25 protein-coding genes and 1 pseudogene are annotated in these 17,092 nt (G+C 47.1%); 14 read left to right on the top strand and 12 right to left on the bottom strand.

Annotation, left to right across the window (positions count from 1 at the left end):
- Positions 1-40 precede the first annotated feature (40 nt).
- Positions 41-1,090, top strand: coding sequence for a DUF4332 domain-containing protein (locus AC56AD_RS08710; RefSeq protein WP_012508450.1), 1,050 nt, complete (start codon positions 41-43; stop codon positions 1,088-1,090).
- Between the two features lie 28 nt (positions 1,091-1,118).
- Here the strand turns inward: AC56AD_RS08710 and trmH are convergent, their stop codons facing one another.
- Positions 1,119-1,793: a tRNA (guanosine(18)-2'-O)-methyltransferase TrmH gene (gene trmH, locus AC56AD_RS08705; protein ID WP_041526494.1), complete on the bottom strand. Its 675-nt coding sequence runs from the start codon at positions 1,791-1,793 to the stop codon at positions 1,119-1,121.
- Between the two features lie 257 nt (positions 1,794-2,050).
- Here trmH and AC56AD_RS08700 point away from each other — a divergent pair, with 257 nt between their 5' ends.
- Positions 2,051-3,124, top strand: a complete 1,074-nt coding sequence (locus AC56AD_RS08700; RefSeq protein WP_012508448.1) for a metallophosphoesterase — start codon at positions 2,051-2,053, stop codon at positions 3,122-3,124.
- 103 nt (positions 3,125-3,227) lie between these two features.
- On the top strand, positions 3,228-3,431 hold the full coding sequence (locus AC56AD_RS08695) for an ATP-binding cassette domain-containing protein (RefSeq protein WP_041526493.1): 204 nt from the start codon (positions 3,228-3,230) through the stop codon (positions 3,429-3,431).
- Between the two features lie 20 nt (positions 3,432-3,451).
- Here the strand turns inward: AC56AD_RS08695 and AC56AD_RS08690 are convergent, their stop codons facing one another.
- Positions 3,452-3,778 carry a helix-turn-helix domain-containing protein gene (locus AC56AD_RS08690; protein WP_012508446.1) on the bottom strand — a complete coding sequence of 109 codons (327 nt, stop codon included), beginning with the start codon at positions 3,776-3,778 and terminating at the stop codon, positions 3,452-3,454.
- On the bottom strand, positions 3,771-4,097 hold the full coding sequence (locus AC56AD_RS08685; RefSeq protein WP_012508445.1) for a type II toxin-antitoxin system RelE/ParE family toxin: 327 nt from the start codon (positions 4,095-4,097) through the stop codon (positions 3,771-3,773). The genes AC56AD_RS08690 and AC56AD_RS08685 overlap by 8 nt, the downstream gene beginning before the upstream one ends.
- Positions 4,098-4,473: 376 nt before the next feature.
- Between AC56AD_RS08685 and AC56AD_RS08680 the strand changes: the two genes are divergently transcribed.
- The 9 genes and pseudogenes from AC56AD_RS08680 to AC56AD_RS08640 all read left to right on the top strand — a co-directional run bounded on the left by AC56AD_RS08680 (position 4,474) and on the right by AC56AD_RS08640 (position 8,672).
- A complete protein-coding gene (locus AC56AD_RS08680; protein WP_223293889.1) occupies positions 4,474-4,767 on the top strand; it encodes a UPF0175 family protein in 294 nt (97 codons plus the stop codon).
- 251 nt (positions 4,768-5,018) lie between these two features.
- Positions 5,019-5,249, top strand: coding sequence for a hypothetical protein (locus AC56AD_RS08675; protein ID WP_012508443.1), 231 nt, complete (start codon positions 5,019-5,021; stop codon positions 5,247-5,249).
- The gene (locus tag AC56AD_RS08670) at positions 5,246-5,635 is read left to right on the top strand and encodes a type II toxin-antitoxin system VapC family toxin (protein WP_012508442.1); all 390 of its coding nucleotides are present in this window, start codon (positions 5,246-5,248) and stop codon (positions 5,633-5,635) included. The genes AC56AD_RS08675 and AC56AD_RS08670 overlap by 4 nt, the downstream gene beginning before the upstream one ends.
- A 257-nt stretch (positions 5,636-5,892) precedes the next feature.
- Positions 5,893-6,901, top strand: a pseudogene (locus tag AC56AD_RS08665) (ABC transporter permease).
- A gap of 89 nt (positions 6,902-6,990) precedes the next feature.
- The gene (locus AC56AD_RS08660; RefSeq protein WP_012508441.1) at positions 6,991-7,269 is read left to right on the top strand and encodes a type II toxin-antitoxin system TacA family antitoxin; all 279 of its coding nucleotides are present in this window, start codon (positions 6,991-6,993) and stop codon (positions 7,267-7,269) included.
- A gap of 6 nt (positions 7,270-7,275) precedes the next feature.
- Positions 7,276-7,779, top strand: a complete 504-nt coding sequence (locus AC56AD_RS08655; RefSeq protein WP_012508440.1) for a GNAT family N-acetyltransferase — start codon at positions 7,276-7,278, stop codon at positions 7,777-7,779.
- Between the two features lie 49 nt (positions 7,780-7,828).
- Positions 7,829-8,056, top strand: coding sequence for a type II toxin-antitoxin system BrnA family antitoxin (gene brnA, locus AC56AD_RS08650; protein WP_012508439.1), 228 nt, complete (start codon positions 7,829-7,831; stop codon positions 8,054-8,056).
- Between the two features lie 141 nt (positions 8,057-8,197).
- Entirely contained in the window at positions 8,198-8,479 is a 282-nt protein-coding gene (locus AC56AD_RS08645) for a BrnT family toxin (protein WP_012508438.1), read from the top strand.
- Positions 8,460-8,672, top strand: a complete 213-nt coding sequence (locus tag AC56AD_RS08640) for a hypothetical protein (RefSeq protein WP_041526492.1) — start codon at positions 8,460-8,462, stop codon at positions 8,670-8,672. The genes AC56AD_RS08645 and AC56AD_RS08640 overlap by 20 nt, the downstream gene beginning before the upstream one ends.
- Before the next feature lie 166 nt (positions 8,673-8,838).
- On the opposite strand, the gene AC56AD_RS08635 is transcribed toward AC56AD_RS08640, so the two are convergent.
- From AC56AD_RS08635 to AC56AD_RS08605, 7 genes are all read right to left on the bottom strand, one after another.
- Positions 8,839-9,201, bottom strand: coding sequence for a hypothetical protein (locus tag AC56AD_RS08635; protein WP_498984524.1), 363 nt, complete (start codon positions 9,199-9,201; stop codon positions 8,839-8,841).
- Positions 9,202-9,259: 58 nt separating this feature from the next.
- Entirely contained in the window at positions 9,260-11,713 is a 2,454-nt protein-coding gene (locus AC56AD_RS08630) for a tetratricopeptide repeat protein (RefSeq protein WP_012508435.1), read from the bottom strand.
- Between the two features lie 8 nt (positions 11,714-11,721).
- Positions 11,722-12,288 (bottom strand): hypothetical protein, encoded by a 567-nt coding sequence (locus tag AC56AD_RS08625; protein WP_041526793.1) that lies wholly within the window; start codon positions 12,286-12,288, stop codon positions 11,722-11,724.
- Between the two features lie 209 nt (positions 12,289-12,497).
- On the bottom strand, positions 12,498-12,665 hold the full coding sequence (locus AC56AD_RS08620; RefSeq protein WP_012508433.1) for a hypothetical protein: 168 nt from the start codon (positions 12,663-12,665) through the stop codon (positions 12,498-12,500).
- 94 nt (positions 12,666-12,759) lie between these two features.
- Positions 12,760-13,104 (bottom strand): DUF5615 family PIN-like protein, encoded by a 345-nt coding sequence (locus AC56AD_RS08615; protein WP_012508432.1) that lies wholly within the window; start codon positions 13,102-13,104, stop codon positions 12,760-12,762.
- Positions 13,101-13,325 (bottom strand): DUF433 domain-containing protein, encoded by a 225-nt coding sequence (locus tag AC56AD_RS08610; RefSeq protein WP_012508431.1) that lies wholly within the window; start codon positions 13,323-13,325, stop codon positions 13,101-13,103. The genes AC56AD_RS08615 and AC56AD_RS08610 overlap by 4 nt, the downstream gene beginning before the upstream one ends.
- A gap of 132 nt (positions 13,326-13,457) precedes the next feature.
- Positions 13,458-13,964: a hypothetical protein gene (locus AC56AD_RS08605; RefSeq protein ID WP_012508430.1), complete on the bottom strand. Its 507-nt coding sequence runs from the start codon at positions 13,962-13,964 to the stop codon at positions 13,458-13,460.
- 324 nt (positions 13,965-14,288) lie between these two features.
- On the opposite strand from AC56AD_RS08605, the gene AC56AD_RS08600 reads away from it, so the two are divergent.
- Both AC56AD_RS08600 and AC56AD_RS08595 read left to right on the top strand, forming a co-directional pair.
- Positions 14,289-14,495: an addiction module protein gene (locus tag AC56AD_RS08600; protein WP_012508429.1), complete on the top strand. Its 207-nt coding sequence runs from the start codon at positions 14,289-14,291 to the stop codon at positions 14,493-14,495.
- On the top strand, positions 14,492-14,785 hold the full coding sequence (locus AC56AD_RS08595) for a type II toxin-antitoxin system RelE/ParE family toxin (protein WP_012508428.1): 294 nt from the start codon (positions 14,492-14,494) through the stop codon (positions 14,783-14,785). The genes AC56AD_RS08600 and AC56AD_RS08595 overlap by 4 nt, the downstream gene beginning before the upstream one ends.
- Before the next feature lie 6 nt (positions 14,786-14,791).
- Here AC56AD_RS08595 and AC56AD_RS08590 read toward each other — a convergent pair whose 3' ends face one another.
- Complete coding sequence (locus AC56AD_RS08590; RefSeq protein WP_012508427.1) at positions 14,792-15,988, bottom strand: glycosyltransferase family 2 protein; 1,197 nt, start codon at positions 15,986-15,988, stop codon at positions 14,792-14,794.
- Positions 15,989-16,021: 33 nt separating this feature from the next.
- Complete coding sequence (locus tag AC56AD_RS08585; RefSeq protein WP_012508426.1) at positions 16,022-17,083, bottom strand: glycosyltransferase family 2 protein; 1,062 nt, start codon at positions 17,081-17,083, stop codon at positions 16,022-16,024.
- Positions 17,084-17,092 lie beyond the last annotated feature (9 nt).

Below are 17,092 nucleotides of genomic sequence, written 5' to 3'. Positions count from 1 at the left end.
CTGTTCTCTATTAACTAATCTATTAATTAACAATACAATCATGAATCTCACTATTAATGATCTCTCCTGTCAGGCTGTGCCCGGTCAGACACTTGGAAAGGTTGCGCGGCTCAATCACAGCCATGTTGGCTACGTATGTGGTGGGCATGGTGTTTGCCAGGCCTGCTATGTCACGGTACAGGAAGGGGGTGAGTGTCTCTCTCCGCTTACGGAGATTGAAAATGCCTTTTTGTCTGAGCGACAGATTCAGAGTGGCGGACGTCTTGCCTGTCAGGCGACCATTGAAAAAGAGGGTACCCTGAAGCTGCTCTCCCGCCCTGAAGAGGTGCGCAGAATGCTGTTTGGCAATCCTCTTGCCCTGTTCGCCTATGGCGCCGTCATGGGATGGGATGTTGCGGCAAAGATTGTGCCCGGTGTTCAAAATCTTGCTGGAAGGATAGCAAGGGGAGAGATGAACGGAAAGGAACTCCCGGGAGATCTTCTGGAGTCTGTTGGCGCTGCCCTGCAGCTTGTTTTGACTTCAGCATCGCAAATGATTCCTTTCAGGGAAGAGCTCATGGCTCTGTTTGAGGCGCCACTCTCTCACCAGCTTCCTGCAACACTTGAGCCGGTGATGCTGAAAGTCTCCTCCACGGTAGTTCAGCCGGTTGTTGCTGTTTCAGCCCCAGCCGTGCAGCCACCAGAGGCCGTTGATGTTGCATCTCTCGAAGGTATAAAAGAAGAACATGCCTTGAAGCTGGTCAAGGCTGGCGTGAAGAGTTTTGAAAATCTCCTTGAAAGAGGGCGCGACAGAAACGGTCGAAAGGAGCTTTCGGGTGCAACCGGCCTTGGTGAGAACGATGTTCTTACATTGATCAACCGTGCTGATCTGGCAAGAATTAAGGGGGTTGGATTTTCCTGGTCTGAATTGCTCGAAGCTTCCGGCGTTGATACGGTTCCCGAGCTGGCACAGCGTAATCCGTTGAATCTTCATGCGAAAATGCAGGAGGTCAACAAACAGAAGAAAATGGTTCAACAGCTTCCTTCAATAGATCAGCTCAAAGCGTGGATCGGTCAGGCAAAAAAACTGCCCCGCATCGTCATGTACTGAGAATGAACGTGCCGGGCTTGTGATCTCTTCACTGCCCGGCATTTTTCTGCTCGTTTGAGCAAATCCTGCCATCAGCATCAAGTCGTGGATAGGCACACTCCTTTTCCCTGAACTCACGGCTCAGACGGGGGTAGGCGTGCTCAAAGAGCATCCGTTCAAAGCAATTCTCTTCAAGCTGCTGTCGTTTATACATCCCTTTTTCGGCCCGCTGTCGCTGTGCTTCAAACAAAATGACCGCTGTTGCTACAGAAACATTCAATGATTCCACCATACCAAACATGGGCACCGTAATGGCATGATCTGCCCCCTTAATCGCCTCTTCTGATATACCATCCCATTCTGCTCCCATTACAAGAGCCGTTGGAACCGTATAATCGATCGCCCTGAAATCCCGTGACCCCTCTTTGCCGGTTGCGACAAGGATTTGCATACCGCAAGCCGATACCTTTCTGTAAGCCGATGCAATATCAGGATGGAGGGTTAGCGTCAGCCACTTGCTTGCACCAGCAGCAGCATTCTGTTTGGCATAGATAGATTTACGGTATGAAACAGCATGGATTTCGTCGATCCCGACACCATCACAACTGCGTATAATTGCCGACAGGTTATGCGCCTTGTTGACGTTATCCATGATAACCGTCAGATCAGGCTGGCGATGTAGCAGCATGTAACGGATTTTGCGGAATCGTTCGGGAGAGATCAAGATGTCAAGTCAAAGATTGATGAGCCAGAGTGCAATGATTTGCAGAGAGCACAAGAAAGCTAATTTTCTCTTTTTTTTCAATTGCTATCGAAAGGGGAGATTATATTCACCATCTGCATCCCCAAGGCCGTTTGCGTTGTAAGCCCTGAATTGCCTGGTTCAATCTTGCGGGGGTAACTTTTTTTAACTATATCAGTCATGAGTCTCTGCGCCGGAATGACAACTACTCTGGACCGGGAAGAACGGTTGTACGAACTATGAGTCTTCATAATAAGAAGCATCCCCATCTTGAGCATCTGCTTAAAAAAGCAAGTTCTGTCAGCCTTGATAACTCCTCGAAAGTTCTGATTCTCAGCGACCTGCACATGGGCAATGGTGGCAGGCGCGATGAGTTCAGGCGGAATGCCGAACTGGTTAAAACCATGCTCGGGAGTTATTATTTACCAGAAAAATACAGTCTTGTTCTTAATGGTGATGTGGAAGAGCTGTTCAAGTTTTCACTCGAAAGCATAGTATCGGAGTGGGGTGATTTCTACGATCTTTTTCTCAAGTTTGGGCAGAATGGCTTCTTCTGGAAAACCTACGGGAACCATGATGCTGAACTGCTTGATGAGAAAGAATATCGCCTCGCTTCATCGATGGTTGAATCGCTGAAATTTCATTATGGAAATGAAACACTTCTGCTTTTTCATGGCCACCAGGCGTCGGTGCTATTATGGGAAACCTACCCAATGGTCAGTCGGGCCATTGTCCTTTTTATTCGCTATATCGCCAAACCTGTCGGCATAAGAAATTTTTCCACTGCCTATAACAGTACCAGACGATTTGCCATCGAAAAATCGATTTACGAGTTCTCAAACCAGGCAAAAATTGTCTCCATCATAGGTCACACCCACCGCCCCCTGTTTGAATCACTCTCAAAAGTGGATTTTCTGAACTTCAGAATTGAGGAACTCTGCCGGGCATACCCTTCGGCGGATAGTACAAAACGCATGCTTATCGAGCGCAAAATTGCAGCGTTGAAAATTGAGCTTGACGCCAGCTACAAACAGGGTAAGAAAATTGGTCTCCGGAGTGGTCTGTACAACAATATCACCATTCCAAGTATTTTTAATTCCGGCTGTGCCATTGGAAAACGGGGTATTACGGCACTTGAAATCGAAGGAAACAAAATCAGGCTGGTATACTGGTACAACGGCAAGCAGGGCCGCAAGTTCATCAGCGACAGGGATAACAGGCCAATGGAGCTTGCTTCGACCGGTTTTTCGCGGGTAGTTCTGAACGAAGACTCACTCGATTATGTCTTTTCCCGCATTCGGCTTCTGGCCTGAAGCGTGATGATGAGCGCTACCGGAGGCTTCTGGATGAGGGGGCCGTTTCCTCAAAACAGCTTGAGACCATCCAGAACAGCATCATTGAAATGCTCAAACTGTGGTGTCGGTTGCCGATGTGCGCCTTGCATCGCTTCCCCTCGGCTGGAAACAGAAGCTCGCTTTTTCTGTCGCCATACTGCACGAACCGAAAATCGTCTTTCTTGACGAGCCCACCGGCGGTGTCGATCCCGTTACAATGCGCCGCTTCTGGGAGATGATCTACGAAGTCTTTATACAGCTTGCCCGACCTGGAAGAATGGAATAAATGGCACTTTAAGGAGCAACTCAGATCTTTTGCGGTTCCTTTTTTTTGATCAGTTTGATTTCCAGTTCGCAGCCAACTGCATCGGCGTATTTCCTCAGCGTGGCAACAGAGGGGGTATGCTTGCTGCCGGATTCCAGTCTGGAGATGGCACTTTTTGACGTGCCTATTTTCAGAGCAACAGCTTCTTGCGTCATGCCTGAGCGCTGGCGGGCGGCAAGGAGTTCCCGTATCAGGGCATACTTCGGTCCAAGAGCCTCATACCCCGCTTTAAATTCTTTATTTACCATTGCCTTGCGGAGAAATTCTTCGTGATTGTGCTCCACAGGCTGGTATTTGAGATCATCCATTGATTACCTCCTTCATTCTTTTAAGCGCGAGCACCATCTCTTTTCGTGGCGTCGCTTGCGATTTCTTGATAAATGCGTGCGGGATAATGATTAGCTCTCCTGTCTGAAAACAGTAGAGTGCTCTTCCAATGCCATCCTTTCCCTTGGGCCGAATCTCAAACAAGCCATTTCCCATTGCCCGTGAACAGGGCATACGCAAATCATGGCCGTAATCCATAAGCAATTCAACAATGCGTGCGTAATCAGTCTTGATCGACTCCGGCCAACCCTCAATCTCTTTCAGTATCCGAGGGTGAAAATAGTCAATTCGATAAGCCATAGTGCGAAGTTACCAAAGATGGTAACAATTCAGAAATTATTTCTTTTCCTTGCCACCAGCCGAGCATTATTGCCTGACGTGCAACAGTCACAATATCGTGGCTCGCTCTCGTGGTGAGGTCGCTGATAACGGATGATTCAATATAAAGGATAAGAGTAACCTGTTGCTTGATATCGAGTACCTCAAGTTCGTCATACCAGCCTGCTTCGCAGCCATCCCGATCGCAATCGATGGACTGGAGCGGCTATAACAAATCAATGAATCAAATAAACAGTACATTAAATGATGTTATACGCAGAATGAAATAAAATGTGAGTGGAATAAAAGTATTCCGAAAGCAGAGCAAGGAACGGTACGAAGTGAAGGCACGTTTGTTATGATTTTTGTATCAACTTTATCACAAAGAAGAGGGTATCTTATGCAAATAGCCGTTGATTTACCCAATGATTTTGTTGCATTTCAGGCAGTGCCCGACATTCGGCAAGAAATTCGAATCTCCTATGCTCTCTGGCTCTATCAGCAAGGAAGGGTTACGCTGGGTAAGGCGGCGGAGTTGGCGGGTTGCAATATTTATGATTTTATGAGTATCTGCAAAACCAATCGACAACCTGTCATCGATAGTACGCGAGATGAGTTGCTTGAAGAACTCAATGGCTTTTCTCAATCATGATTCTTGTCGCAGATGCTTCCGCCTTGATTGCTCTTGCTGCTTCAAGCCAAACGGGTCGAGTCGTAGATTGTCGTTTTTTTACTTGAAAGAGGCGTTACCATCCTCGATTGCACATCTGTTTGAAAAAAGGAGGCTTTGGTAAATTTTTGTAAGGGTTAAGTTTGCCAAACTTTTTATTTTTTTGTGAAAGCAAAATATTGCTGGTATTTGATGTGTGTTATTCAACGTAACGGCTTATTTGATTGAAAGCTATGTATGCAGAACGATTGATATTGGAGACCGATATGATGGGTAAACTGAAGCGAGTGCCGAAACTCCCCCCCAATAAAAAGCTTGAGGCTATTTTTCTGGTTATTTCAGAGAATGCTGTTTCTACGGAAGCCCTTCGTCGAGTGCCACATCCTGATATAGCAGGAAAGGTTGTCATTAAAGGCGATATCATGAGCAGCGTGCCTTGCTCAAATTGGGATTTGCCTGAATGATTGTTCTTGATACTCATATATGGCTTTGGTGGGTGAACAGGGATACTGGTAATCTTGCTCAGTGTCGAATCGAACAGATCGAAAATGCTGATATCGTCGCTGTATCGGCAATAAGCTGTTTTGAAGTGGCTTGGTTGGAGCATCACGGACGTATTGCTTTACCTGCTGGAAAAAGTGATTGGTTTGAAAAAGCGCTTGATGGATCAGGTATAAAATTGCTACCCGTTACTCCTGAAATTTCCTGTACAGCGGTTGAGTTGTCTGAGCACCACAGTGATCCTCAGGATAGAATAATCATTGCAACAGCTCTCGTGCATAATGCGAGTCTTATGTCCTCTGATCGAAAATTCAGCGGTTATGTAGAGCTGGAGAACAGGTTGCTATAGCGGGAAATAAAAAATGGTCAAGCAGGCTCAAATATGTTCCTGATCACGACTCTGTCAACGAGGCATTACGGTAACTTTTTCCGATAGTGAAAAGGCCTGAACAGAAGAGCGCTCGATTATTCTGACGTGACTCACTGAGAAATTTTGAAATGTAATGCCATGCCTCTTCGATCACCCCGAAAACTGATCACCTTTATCACACCATTGAACCCTGAGAAAACTGGCTGGTGTACGAGGATACTAACGGAGTGAAGGGAATGCAGAGTTTCAGGGGCTTTGTGCTCAAGGAGTTTTACCACATTTTTCGTGACCGCAGAACGGCGGCTATTCTTTTCGGGATGCCGCTTATCCAGTTGCTCCTCTTTGGCTTTGCCATCCGCAACGAAATTCAGGAGGTCAATCTCGGGATCTATGACCAGTCGCACGATGCGGTTACCCGTGATATTACCGACAAGCTCGCCTCGTCAGGCTATTTTGTCATGGCAAAGGAGCTGCACTCCACACAAGAAATTGAGCACGCATTCTCTGAAGGGAGCATTGCCGAGGCGATTGTCTTTGAACCGGGCTTCGCGGCGCGCATGATTCGGGATGGGAGGGGAACCGTTTCGGTGATTACTGATGGGTCAAACCCCAATGTCTCGAAAATCATCATCGGTTACACGGCGTCGGTGCTGCAGGAGTATCGGAACGCGGCATTCGGGTCGGCAGAGGTGGGCGTTGAGGCGGTGCCCCTCATGATGTTTAATCCTTCGCTCAAAAGTGTCTATCTTTTTGTGCCGGGGCTGATGGCGCTCATTCTCATGCTATCAGTTCATCACCGGTAAACTGCTTCCGTTCTGGATTATCGGCCTTGCTGAAATGAGCATCGGCCTGCTGATTGCCCGCCTCATCTTTCACGTCCCCATGCTCGGCAGTTACTGGCTCATCTACCTCGTCTCAGCCATCTACATGCTCGTCGTGCTTGGTATGGGGCTCCTCATCTCCACCATCACCAAAACCCAGCAGCAGGCCATGTTCGTTGCCTGGTTCTTCATGGTTATCTTCACCCTGATGAGCGGTCTCTTTACCGCCATTGAAAGCATGCCCCATTGGGCCCAGACCATGACCCTCGTCAACCCCGTCCGTCACTTCGTCGATATCATGCGCCGCGTCATGCTCAAAGGGTCAGGATTAATGGAGATCCGTGTGCAACTGTTCTGGCTCGTCGCCTATGCCGCTGTGATGGTTGCACTGGCAGTGAACCGCTACCGGAAGGTGGCCGCGTGAGGGGTATTCTCTGCAATGTTATTTGTCACGACAATGTCGGGCATTTCTGTTATATTGCCTTGTGAATTGAAAACAAAAGAGATTTTTTCATGACAACACAAGCTGCCAAAACCGAAAAACTTGATCTTCGCCTGTCACAGCAGGCCAAGCAGGTGTTACGCAGCGCTGCAATTGCTTCAAATCGCACATTAAGTGAATTTGTGCTGGAGAGCGCTCTTTCTCGTGCAGAAGAGACGTTGGCCGATCGCCGTTCTTTTAGCCTTGATGTAACGCAATGGACGGCATTTATAGCAGCGCTTGATGCCTCTCCACGCGAGTTGCCAAGGCTCAAGAAGCTTTTTCAGGAGCAGAGTATTTTCGAAAAGTAACGCTTTATGTCAACGCGCTTCTCCATTGAAAAGCCACGCAGTGATCATGATAGAGCAGATTTTGATTGCGGCAGCAAGGAACTAAACCGGTTCCTTGTTCGCTATGCTCTGGTCAATCAACAGGCTTGTTCATCGCAAACCTATGTCGGGCTGGCAGACCTTTCGATTGTCGGCTTCTATACACTTGCCGTTGGTCAGGTAAATTATGAAGATTCGCCACAACGCCTCATCAGGGGAGTCGCGCGACATCCGGTTCCAATCATGTTGCTGGCACGTCTGGCTGTGAGCAACAAATGGCAGAAGCGCGGGATTGGCGCTGGCCTTTTGAAAGACGCAATGCGACGAACTATGCAAGCCGCTGATATTGCAGGTATCCGAGCCTTCGCTGTCCACGCCAAAGATGAGGCTGCGCAGGAATTTTATGCGCATTTTGATTTTATCCCCTCACCGACCGACCCATATCATATGTTTCTGTTACTCAAAGATATTCGTCGGATGATTGGTGAGTAGCTTCTCATAATTGCAGTAAGGAGATTTCGTCCCGAGGAGTTAACGATCCATGAAAACAGAGGAATTTGACAAGCAATTTGATGATGGTGCAGATATCACCAATTTCCTTGACCTGAGCAAGGCGAAAAGGATAAAACAACAGCACAAAAGGGTGGATGTTGATTTCCCTGTCAGGATGATTGACTCACTCGATAAAGAGGCAACCTGTCTTGGCGTATCGCGTCAGTCTGTGATTAAAGTTTGGCTCGGAGAACGTCTTCAACAACAGAAGGCGTGAACTTCTATACGGTGGATTAATCCAATGATCAAGTCATTTGATATAAAGAATTTTGGGCCCTTTCTTCTGTACAGGGAGAGGAGCCTGGAAAGCTTAATCTCGTGATTGGAGGCAAGAGCATAAATAAAAAAATGGCCAAACATGCTATCGTTTGAGTGGAATAGTCAAAAGGCGTTCAGCAATGAACAAAAACATGGAATTTCTTTCGATGAGGCCAGTACAGTTTTTGGAGACACTCTTTCACTGACACTCCACGACCCCCTTCATTCTGAAAATGAGGATCGGTTTGTGGTCATTGGGAGATCTCATAAAAACCGTATATTAACTGTCGTTCATACGGAGCGGGGAGATATACTTCGAATAATCAGTGCCAGAAAGGCGACGAAAAACGAGAGGTTACAGTATGAAAGTCATGCAGAATGATCCTGACCTGCTGGATGAGTATGATTTCAGCAAAGGCGTAAGGGGCAAGTATACAGCGAGATTTTCCGAGGGAACCAATGTCGTTGTTATTGATACTGATGTGGCCAAATATTTCCCTGACCATGACTCTGTCAATGAGGCATTGCGCTCACTTCTTCCGATTGTCAAAAGGTATGAACAGAAGAGTTCCTGACTATTTTTCATCACCATCAAGTGCTATTAATCCACCACTGGCTACACCGCAGTGATGGTGAGGTTTGCCGTGAACCGGTACCGCAAGGTGGCCGTCCGGGGTGAGCCGTTTAATTTTTAGAAGACGTTAACAATCCAGTTAACCCTGATGTGGGTGTCGAGCACGATCATGAGAGGCAGTTCCACTCATCTGCAGGTGATACCGGCGCGGTCAGGTCTGCCAGAACACTCCCTTTTCCTGCTATAAGGGGTGAGGGTTGTCTGTTTGTTCGTAATGGAGCTGTGGCTGTCTCAGTCACGTCAAGAATCGTTACAATAACGTGCGCCTGATTGACCGACGGTTTCTCTCCCAACCATGTGATAGCCCCATGCTCATAGATGGCTTCATAACTTTGCAAAATCGTCATCTCCATTGTCTTGATTGACAAACAGCAATCCGTCAGGTTTGGTGAATGTTGGTTTGCACTGCGCCCTGTGCTGGTCATACGCTTCAGCATGGTGCAACGCCCATCAATTTCCACTCGTGCCAACCAAAGAAAGGTAAAAATATATGTTATCAATCCCGCCTTTTAACGGCTACCTCTTGACTTACAAGTTGTGCAGGTTATCCTTTATCCATGACCAGTTCCGTTGAAATTCAGCATAAGAGGGATAACTTTTCACCAGTTCAGCCCATAACGCCTCTGCCTGCTCAAAGTACCGGCGAGCTTTTGCTGCATCGCTGCGTTCATCGCGGTTGAAAACGCCTAACTTCACATACGAAATGGCGAGCCCATTTTTGAAGGAGACATTTTGCGGATAAGCCTCATAGAGTTCTTTACCTAAACGGGATCGTTCGTCAAAGAAAGTCAGTGCTTTGTCGAGATTGCCGAGAGCGGAGTGAGTATCGCCGAGTTTTTCATACGAAATGGCGAGCCCATTTTTGAAGGAGACATTTTGCGGATAAGCCTCATAGAGCTCTTTACCTAAACGGGATCGTTCGTCAAAGAAAGTCAGTGCTTTGTCGAGATTGCCGAGAGCGGAGTGAGTTTCGCCGAGTTTAGAATACGAAATGGCGAGCCCATTTTTGAAGGAGACATTTTGCGGATAAGCCTCATAGAGCTCTTTACCTAAACGGGATCGTTCGTCAAAGAAAGTCAGTGCTTTGTCGAGATTGCCGAGAGCGGAGTGAGTATCGCCGAGTTTTTCATACGAAATGGCGAGCCCATTTTTGAAGGAGACATTTTGCGGATAAGCCTCATAGAGCTCTTCAAATAATCGGGTTTCATCGTCAAAGAAAGTCAGTGCTTTGTCGAGATTGCCGAGAGCGGAGTGAGTTTCGCCGAGTTTAGAATACGAAATGGCGAGCCCATTTTTGAAGGAGACATTTTGCGGATAAGCCTCATAGAGCTCTTTACCTAAACGGGATCGTTCGTCAAAGAAAGTCAGTGCTTTGTCGAGATTGCCGAGAGCGGAGTGAGTATCGCCGAGTTTTTCATACGAAATGGCGAGCCCATTTTTGAAGGAGACATTTTGCGGATAAGCCTCATAGAGCTCTTCAAATAATCGGGTTTCATCGTCAAAGAAAGTCAGTGCTTTGTCGAGATTGCCGAGAGCGGAGTGAGTATCGCCGAGTTTTTCATACGAAATGGCGAGCCCATTTTTGAAGGAGACATTTTGCGGATAAGCCTCATAGAGTTCTTTACCTAAACGGGATCGTTCGTCAAAGAAAGTCAGTGCTTTGTCGAGATTGCCTGTTGTTTTATAAAAATTCCCGATGCGCTCCAACAATGGGCTTGTTATTTCTTTTTTGCGTAATAATGCAGTATAATGATATGCGCTTTCAGCGTATCTCGTATAAAGGGTTCCGTTGTCATAGCTGATATTTGGCAAATGGCCAGTTCCGGGTTCATACTCAAGCTTTTCGGCGAGCGTGGTGATCAGCACTTCGCAATCCTCAAAAAGCTCATCCTTATTTTGGATTCGAGTAACTTCCTGCACAACAGGGTTGCACTTGAAGCTGTTGGTTGTGCTATTAAATTCGAGCCATCCTTTTTTTGCCAGGTTCAGCAGGGTGATATCGAGATTGTCGAAACCGGGAAGCAGCTCTTCAAGTGTTGTAAAGCCTATTGGTTCAGCCGGTAGCACTGCAAAAACCGAGAGTATCGTTTTTTCAGTCTCTTCAAGGTCGCTGAGGTCGTACATTGCCGCAAGAATAGCTTCCGGCTTCTCCTTGCGCAGGCCAAGCCCGTCACCGTGATAGGCAATGCTGACGGAGCCACTCTGGCTCAGCCCGAACAGCCCCTTTTTTTGCAGGTCACTGAGCAAATCGCTTAGCGTATATCGCTGGCGAAGCTTGTTATTGAAGTTGCCAAGATTTTTTGCAAGCAGTTCGATAACGAGCGTGTTGTAGCCGACCGCCTCCAAAATATTCTGAAGCAGGTTATCCTCTTTACGATTATGGTTTGGGTAAAGTCTTGCAAAAAGCGTTATGGCATTTTTTTCATCAAGCGGCTTGATTGCATGTATCTCTGCATGTTCAAACTCAGTGATTCGCGTCGTAAGCAGAAGATGAAAATTAGAGCAGGCATTGAGCGCGTGGCAATGCGATGCAAGATCATCAAGGCTGTTGGCGTTATCAATTACCAGCAGGCAGGGCTTTTTCAGTTCTGCCATTTCGCAAAGCAGCGTCTGAAGCCGCTCCTCTTCCGTCATTCTCTCGGAGAAGGTAACCTGCAAAGGATATGCAAGGGTGAGAATGGCATCATGCAGACTTTTTTCAGCGAAAACCCAGGCTAAATGAGCGTACTCTTCATGATATGTCTGATAGTACTTTGATGCCAGGGTTGTTTTGCCGATTCCGCCCTCTCCATTGACCAGCAGCAGCAGATTGTTGCCATTGAAGAGTTTGTCGTGAATGGCTTCAAGGTCTTCTTCTCGCCCTTGGAAAACTTGCGGAATGAAGGGTATTGTCCCGAGGTATTTATTGATCGTCTTACCACCATAGATAAATTTCGGATCATTAAATGTCCCGCCATTGAATTGATTTTTGATATCAGTCATGAGTTTTTTTATCTAAAAATCGGGTTATTGAATGTGCCCCCGTTGAATTGATTCTTGATGTCAGCTCCCTGATTATTCACGATGATAGCGTTTATAAATTCATTTTTCTTGAATTCTGCCAGTTCAAGTCTTTCAAGCTCCTTGTTGAACTGGTTCCAGAGATCGTCACTGTTGGTGTAGGTTGAATAAAAGTGCCCCAGCGCAGCAAGTTTCTCTTTGAATTCCTGCAGGCTTGGTTCTGTTGAGGTCGTTGGATTTTTGAACCAGGTGAAAATAAATGGCTTGCTGGTTGCCTTGAATGCTCCGAAAGCGGTATCAAACTCTTCGGCGGTGTACATCCCGACTTTGTTGCAGGCAAGGAGTACAAAAATATCGGACTCTTTTATCTTCTTGTTATACTCGTCCTGTGACCGTGTGCTTGACATTCTGGAAGAGAGGTCTTCCCAGATTTCAAGATGCAGGAAAATGCCTTTTTTATGCCATGCCTTGTTTTTGCGGTTGATCTCGATTTCAAACTGCTCACGATCACGTTTCAGCTCATTTGATGAGGCGAGGAAGATTTTTATTGTTTTCATGGTATTCCATTCATCTTTGATTGAATATAGCTCTTGAAAACCTGCTATGCCGGGATTTATCGGCATTTATATCAGTATTTCAGGGATTTATTGTGAGCGATGGGTTTTATGAAAATCGGTTGGCGTCGGTTAAAGGATGGATTTGTGCTGACCATACGCTTTTCCGCCACATTGCTCTGGATTAATCGTGATCCTGTTTTGCCAATCGTTCAATGTGCCTGTTTTTTTGATTTCCAGAGTTTGAGGGTGGACACAAATACCATGATCATCAGCACCATTACCTGCGAGGTACCGAACATCAGGTTCATCTGCTGATTGTACAGGTAAGCCTGATCAGTTAACGATGCTATACCGATCTTGCCGGAGATTTTCATCATTGCTGTTTCCCCAAGGCCCGAGAAAAAAGGGCCAAAAAGAATTGCTGTTACCGTTACATTCTATTTGAAATACGAACATTTATTAATCAATAATTCAGGCTTTGTCACCGATTTCCACGATCGGCTCGCCTGAACGTATCAATTCCACAGCCTTTTCAAGAGATTTTTCAAGAACAGCTCTCATTCTGTTGTTCGAGGTGTTACCACAAGTGATCCAGATGATTTGAGGCGGCGTGCCGAACTGATCGACAAGTTTCAGGAAATCCGAATCTTTACTCTTGATCACTGCTTCGGTATGTTTTGCGGCATCAAATATGGCAAGATCATCCGCTCGCTGAAGATCGAGAGACCTCAGTGATTGTGCCTGAATATTCGGATAGCTGCGGTTGATCCATGCAGCAATAGAGGGGGATAGTTGTGCATCAATCCAGATGATCATGCCGCAATGACAGGATGATCGAGTTTGCGGCTTGCATATTTCAGCGCAGCCTGAATATCATCTTTTTCGAGATCGGGTAGTTCATCCAGAATTTCTTCAGAGCTGAGACCAGCCGCCAGCAGGTCAAGGATATCAATTACCCTTATACGCAATCCCCGAATACATGGTCTTCCACCACATTGTTCGGGGTTAATCGTGATCCGTTTTTGCCAGTCAGTCATAGTTCTGAAATTTTGTGTTCTACTCGCAATGTAATGAAAAACGACTTGAATGGGATAAAGAAGCGTAAAATATGCGTTCTAAAAAAGCCTATGAATATTGCAAGGGAGCCGAATCTGGAGTTGCCCGCTTGTTTATGCCTGCTTTTTTGATTTCCATGGCTTGAGGATGGAGACAAAAACGGTGATGATCAGCACCAGAACCTGCAAAGTGCCGAACATCAGATTCATCTGCTGATTGTAGAGGTAGGCGGAATCAGTCAACGATGCAATGCCGATTTTGCCGGAGATCTCCATCATGGCTGTTTCCCAAGGGCCGAGAAAAAAGGTTCCGAACACAATGGCGGTGACCGTTACAATCCATTTGAAGGTGAGCCAGTTGTGCTTGAAGAATCCCCAGTTGCTGAACAGGGAGTAGAGCAATCCGGTCAGCAGACTTCCGACAGCTCCCGGAATGACCACAATGTTCATGTCAACATGATGAATACTCTTGTTTATTCCGTACAGGACGCCGCCATCCTCTACGCCGATTTTCAGGAAGTAAAGCGCCAGCAGGGAAACAGCGCCGCCAATCCAGGATGCAACGGCAATGAGGTGAAACCCTTTCAGCCATTTCACTCCTTTTGCGGATAACTTTTTCATGTGTCTGTCGTTGTCATTGAAGCGCCTGTTGTTTCCCGCTATCTTTCGGGATGTAAAAAAATATCAAGTATTCCCGAAGGAGACATCTTTTTGCTTTTGAAGCAACCGGTTGTCCCTGTTTTACGGAAAAATATTTGTTCTTCCTTGCTTGCGGACTTGGTTGGTTACCACCTTGGTAAAGGCAACTCTGGAAAATTTTGTAGTGGGTTAAGTTCGCTAAACTCGTTAACTTTTCTTTAAAGCACGTTAAGGGCGATATCATGAGCATCGCTCCATGTGAAGAAGAAGATAATAAACCATTGCTGAAAAAGCAGGAGGGCGTTTATGGGTAATAAAGAGATACTTGAGCAGGCGCTGACCCTCAAGCCGGTAGATCGGCTGATGATTATTGATGGGTTATTGCGAAGTCTTGACGAGCCTGATGCAAAGATCGATGAACTATGGGCTGAAGAGGCAGAGAATCGTCTCAAGGCTTACAGGGAGGGACGGATTGAAGGCATTTCTTTGGATGAAGTGTTCATGACGAGATGAAAAAGGTTGTTTTTTTAAGATATGCGAAGCATGAACTGGATGATGCAACGCATTTTTATGACATGGAATTCATTGGTCTTGGTCATAGCTTCAAGGAAGAGGTAAAAAAGGCGATATCAAGAATTGCTGAATACCCTGAAGCATGGCCTGTGGTGCGAGGTGATATCAGAAAATATCTGATTCATAAGTTCCCGTATAACTTGCTTTATTCTATTGAAAAAGAACATATCGTTGTCGTGGCGGTTGCACATCAGCACCGAAAACCTGATTATTGGATTGATCGGACGTAATCAGGCTCAGCTCTTCTTCTGTTCCGACTCTCTTGCTGTCCTGACCCATTCCGAGCTGCCTTTCTTGAGCAGCATTGCTGCGTAGAGCGGTATTTTCCACAGGATATAGATTGGCGCGGCCGCAAGATAGAACCAGGTTGAGAGTGGCGCATGGCGCTGGATCTGCCCTGAGGCAACGTAGAAGAGCAGGATCAGCCAGAAGGAGAGGGCGAGCAGGAGCCAGCCACCCTTGAGCAGCAGAAAGGCGCCTGCCGTGGCAAGGCTGAAGAGGATGACCAGCAGTGAGAGCGGCGGAACGGTGAGTTCGGCAAGAGCAAAGAGGTAGCGACGATCCTTTGTTGTGGCAAAAAGTCTGAACAGGGGAGCGCTCATCTTCCGTACAAGCATGAATCGTCCGCCCTCCCAGCGGCTTCTCTGGGTTGAGGCATTTTTGCCAGCGGTGACCATCTCGCTGCGCACAATGGCATCAGGGTTGTAGTGCACGCTGATACCATCTTCAAGCAGGAGAAAGGTGAACTCCATATCTTCAACAATCGAGTGGCAGGGCCATCCGTATCGTGCAAGCAGTTCGGTACGGAACGCCATGCCAATGCCTTTCAGTCCGGCAGTTCCCGATAATTTTACCGATCCGGCCATGCGCAGATGGTTGAAGACGTTAAATGCCGCATCAATCAAGGCTGGTCGCCATCCTGCCTCCGGGTTGCCGACACCATTGTATCCCTGGATGACCTGAATGCCGGGCTGGCTGAGAGATGCGCTGATTTCACGAAGGTAATTGCTGTCGGCAGAAACATCGGCGTCGATAACGGTGATGGCATCGGTATGGCGATAACTCTCTTTGCAGTTTTTCAGGAACCAGTCGAGAGCCTGGCCTTTTCCCCTGCTGACCTCGTCGAAACGCTCGAAAACAAGTGCACCAGCTTGACGGGCTTTTTCGGCGGTGCGGTCAGTGCAATTGTCGGCAACAACGAAGATGGTGATCTTCTCGGTCGGATAATTGGAGGCAAGGACATCGGTAACGGCCTGGGCAATTCCATTTTCTTCGTTATGGGCAGGAATCAGTACCCCGATATTGAGAAAGCGGTTTTCCTGGGAGCTCTCTTTTTTAAAAAAGTATGCAGCAACCGTGCTCAGCAGCAGATAAGCGGCTGGAAGAGCCAGAACGACAAGCATGCCTTTCAGAATGAGTTCTGCGATTATCATGTTGCACTCTCCCGTTTTGGTAGATAAAATTGATCAGCTTCCGGCAGTTGAAAGAGCTGTTTTGAGATTGCGGCGCTTGTTTTTAAGGGGTTTATTGAAAAGTTTCCCGACATAAAAACGAATGATTCCGAAAAACTGGGGAAGAACTACCATTGAACAGTGCCAGCCATATATTTTTGCCTCTTTGTTGTTCAGGTGGTGTTCCTGCATGAACTTCTCTACTTTGAAGAGCCGGGGTGAAAGCAGCAGGCTTAGTCCGATGAGAGGTAAAAACAGGGCTGCTATTTTTACGATGACTGGTAGCGGGGATAGCATGAGCAACAGGGAAAGAGCCGTACTACAGAAAAAACCGCCGGATTTAATGACTATTTTCTGGAAGTCATATTTCCAGAAGCTGCTTTTCACTGCGGCTTCACGGCTTCTTACTGCCCCATAGGCATAGCCTGATCGAAATGAGCGGCGCATGTACTGTTTTACGGTTGTCATGGCCAGGTCATGCATCGTCATTGGAGCATTGAGGCGGATAAGGTGCCACCCGGCCCGGATAATCCGCCGGCTCAGTTCAGGGTCTTCTCCGCCGACAAGGGTTTCATCATAGCCGTCTGTTTTTTCAAGGGCGGAACGGCGGATGCAAACATCACCTCCAAAGCAGTCAGATTCTCCTGCAGGTCCATTCCATTCAAGGTTGCCAATCCAGTTATAAACGGAGCGTTCCGGATGAATCTCCTGACGCAGGCCAAAAACCGCACCGATGCGGTTGTCGTTCATCGCTTCAGCGGCTTTGCTCAGCCACAGGCTGTCAAGAATGGTATCGGAATCCAAAAACTGAACAAAGGGGGAGCTACTGTTTTTCCAGCCCTGATTTCGTCCGGCTCCGGGAGTCGGGTATTCAGCATTCAGTTCAAATACCCTTACCTGGGCAAAACGACGAGCAATGGCAATACTCGAATCGGTTGAACCTCCGTCACAATAGTAGATGTGCAAAAGATGGCCAGGGTAGCTGCTCGCGAGAATTGAGCGGAGACAGCGTTCAATTGTTTTTTCGCAGTTGACTCCGATGATAACGCAGTCAATATCCCAAGACGTTTCTCTCATGCTGCGGTT

This window comes from Pelodictyon clathratiforme (assembly GCF_982375515.1).
Note: the sequence above shows the minus strand (reverse complement) of the source record. Positions and strands in the feature narration are given on the sequence as shown.

What these genes read in the sequence shown, in the direction of transcription:
- AC56AD_RS08710 (WP_012508450.1), top strand. Translation starts at nt 41, where the DNA reads ATGAATCTCACTATTAATGATCTCTCCTGTCAGGCTGTGCCCGGTCAG.
- AC56AD_RS08700 (WP_012508448.1), top strand. Translation starts at nt 2,051, where the DNA reads ATGAGTCTTCATAATAAGAAGCATCCCCATCTTGAGCATCTGCTTAAA.
- AC56AD_RS08690 (WP_012508446.1), bottom strand. Translation starts at nt 3,778, where the DNA reads ATGGATGATCTCAAATACCAGCCTGTGGAGCACAATCACGAAGAATTT.
- AC56AD_RS08685 (WP_012508445.1), bottom strand. Translation starts at nt 4,097, where the DNA reads ATGGCTTATCGAATTGACTATTTTCACCCTCGGATACTGAAAGAGATT.
- AC56AD_RS08680 (WP_223293889.1), top strand. Translation starts at nt 4,474, where the DNA reads ATGATTTTTGTATCAACTTTATCACAAAGAAGAGGGTATCTTATGCAA.
- AC56AD_RS08675 (WP_012508443.1), top strand. Translation starts at nt 5,019, where the DNA reads ATGTATGCAGAACGATTGATATTGGAGACCGATATGATGGGTAAACTG.
- AC56AD_RS08670 (WP_012508442.1), top strand. Translation starts at nt 5,246, where the DNA reads ATGATTGTTCTTGATACTCATATATGGCTTTGGTGGGTGAACAGGGAT.
- AC56AD_RS08660 (WP_012508441.1), top strand. Translation starts at nt 6,991, where the DNA reads ATGACAACACAAGCTGCCAAAACCGAAAAACTTGATCTTCGCCTGTCA.
- AC56AD_RS08655 (WP_012508440.1), top strand. Translation starts at nt 7,276, where the DNA reads ATGTCAACGCGCTTCTCCATTGAAAAGCCACGCAGTGATCATGATAGA.
- brnA (WP_012508439.1), top strand. Translation starts at nt 7,829, where the DNA reads ATGAAAACAGAGGAATTTGACAAGCAATTTGATGATGGTGCAGATATC.
- AC56AD_RS08645 (WP_012508438.1), top strand. Translation starts at nt 8,198, where the DNA reads ATGCTATCGTTTGAGTGGAATAGTCAAAAGGCGTTCAGCAATGAACAA.
- AC56AD_RS08640 (WP_041526492.1), top strand. Translation starts at nt 8,460, where the DNA reads ATGAAAGTCATGCAGAATGATCCTGACCTGCTGGATGAGTATGATTTC.
- AC56AD_RS08630 (WP_012508435.1), bottom strand. Translation starts at nt 11,713, where the DNA reads ATGACTGATATCAAAAATCAATTCAATGGCGGGACATTTAATGATCCG.
- AC56AD_RS08625 (WP_041526793.1), bottom strand. Translation starts at nt 12,288, where the DNA reads ATGAAAACAATAAAAATCTTCCTCGCCTCATCAAATGAGCTGAAACGT.
- AC56AD_RS08620 (WP_012508433.1), bottom strand. Translation starts at nt 12,665, where the DNA reads ATGATGAAAATCTCCGGCAAGATCGGTATAGCATCGTTAACTGATCAG.
- AC56AD_RS08615 (WP_012508432.1), bottom strand. Translation starts at nt 13,104, where the DNA reads ATGATCATCTGGATTGATGCACAACTATCCCCCTCTATTGCTGCATGG.
- AC56AD_RS08610 (WP_012508431.1), bottom strand. Translation starts at nt 13,325, where the DNA reads ATGACTGACTGGCAAAAACGGATCACGATTAACCCCGAACAATGTGGT.
- AC56AD_RS08605 (WP_012508430.1), bottom strand. Translation starts at nt 13,964, where the DNA reads ATGAAAAAGTTATCCGCAAAAGGAGTGAAATGGCTGAAAGGGTTTCAC.
- AC56AD_RS08600 (WP_012508429.1), top strand. Translation starts at nt 14,289, where the DNA reads ATGGGTAATAAAGAGATACTTGAGCAGGCGCTGACCCTCAAGCCGGTA.
- AC56AD_RS08595 (WP_012508428.1), top strand. Translation starts at nt 14,492, where the DNA reads ATGAAAAAGGTTGTTTTTTTAAGATATGCGAAGCATGAACTGGATGAT.
- AC56AD_RS08590 (WP_012508427.1), bottom strand. Translation starts at nt 15,988, where the DNA reads ATGATAATCGCAGAACTCATTCTGAAAGGCATGCTTGTCGTTCTGGCT.
- AC56AD_RS08585 (WP_012508426.1), bottom strand. Translation starts at nt 17,083, where the DNA reads ATGAGAGAAACGTCTTGGGATATTGACTGCGTTATCATCGGAGTCAAC.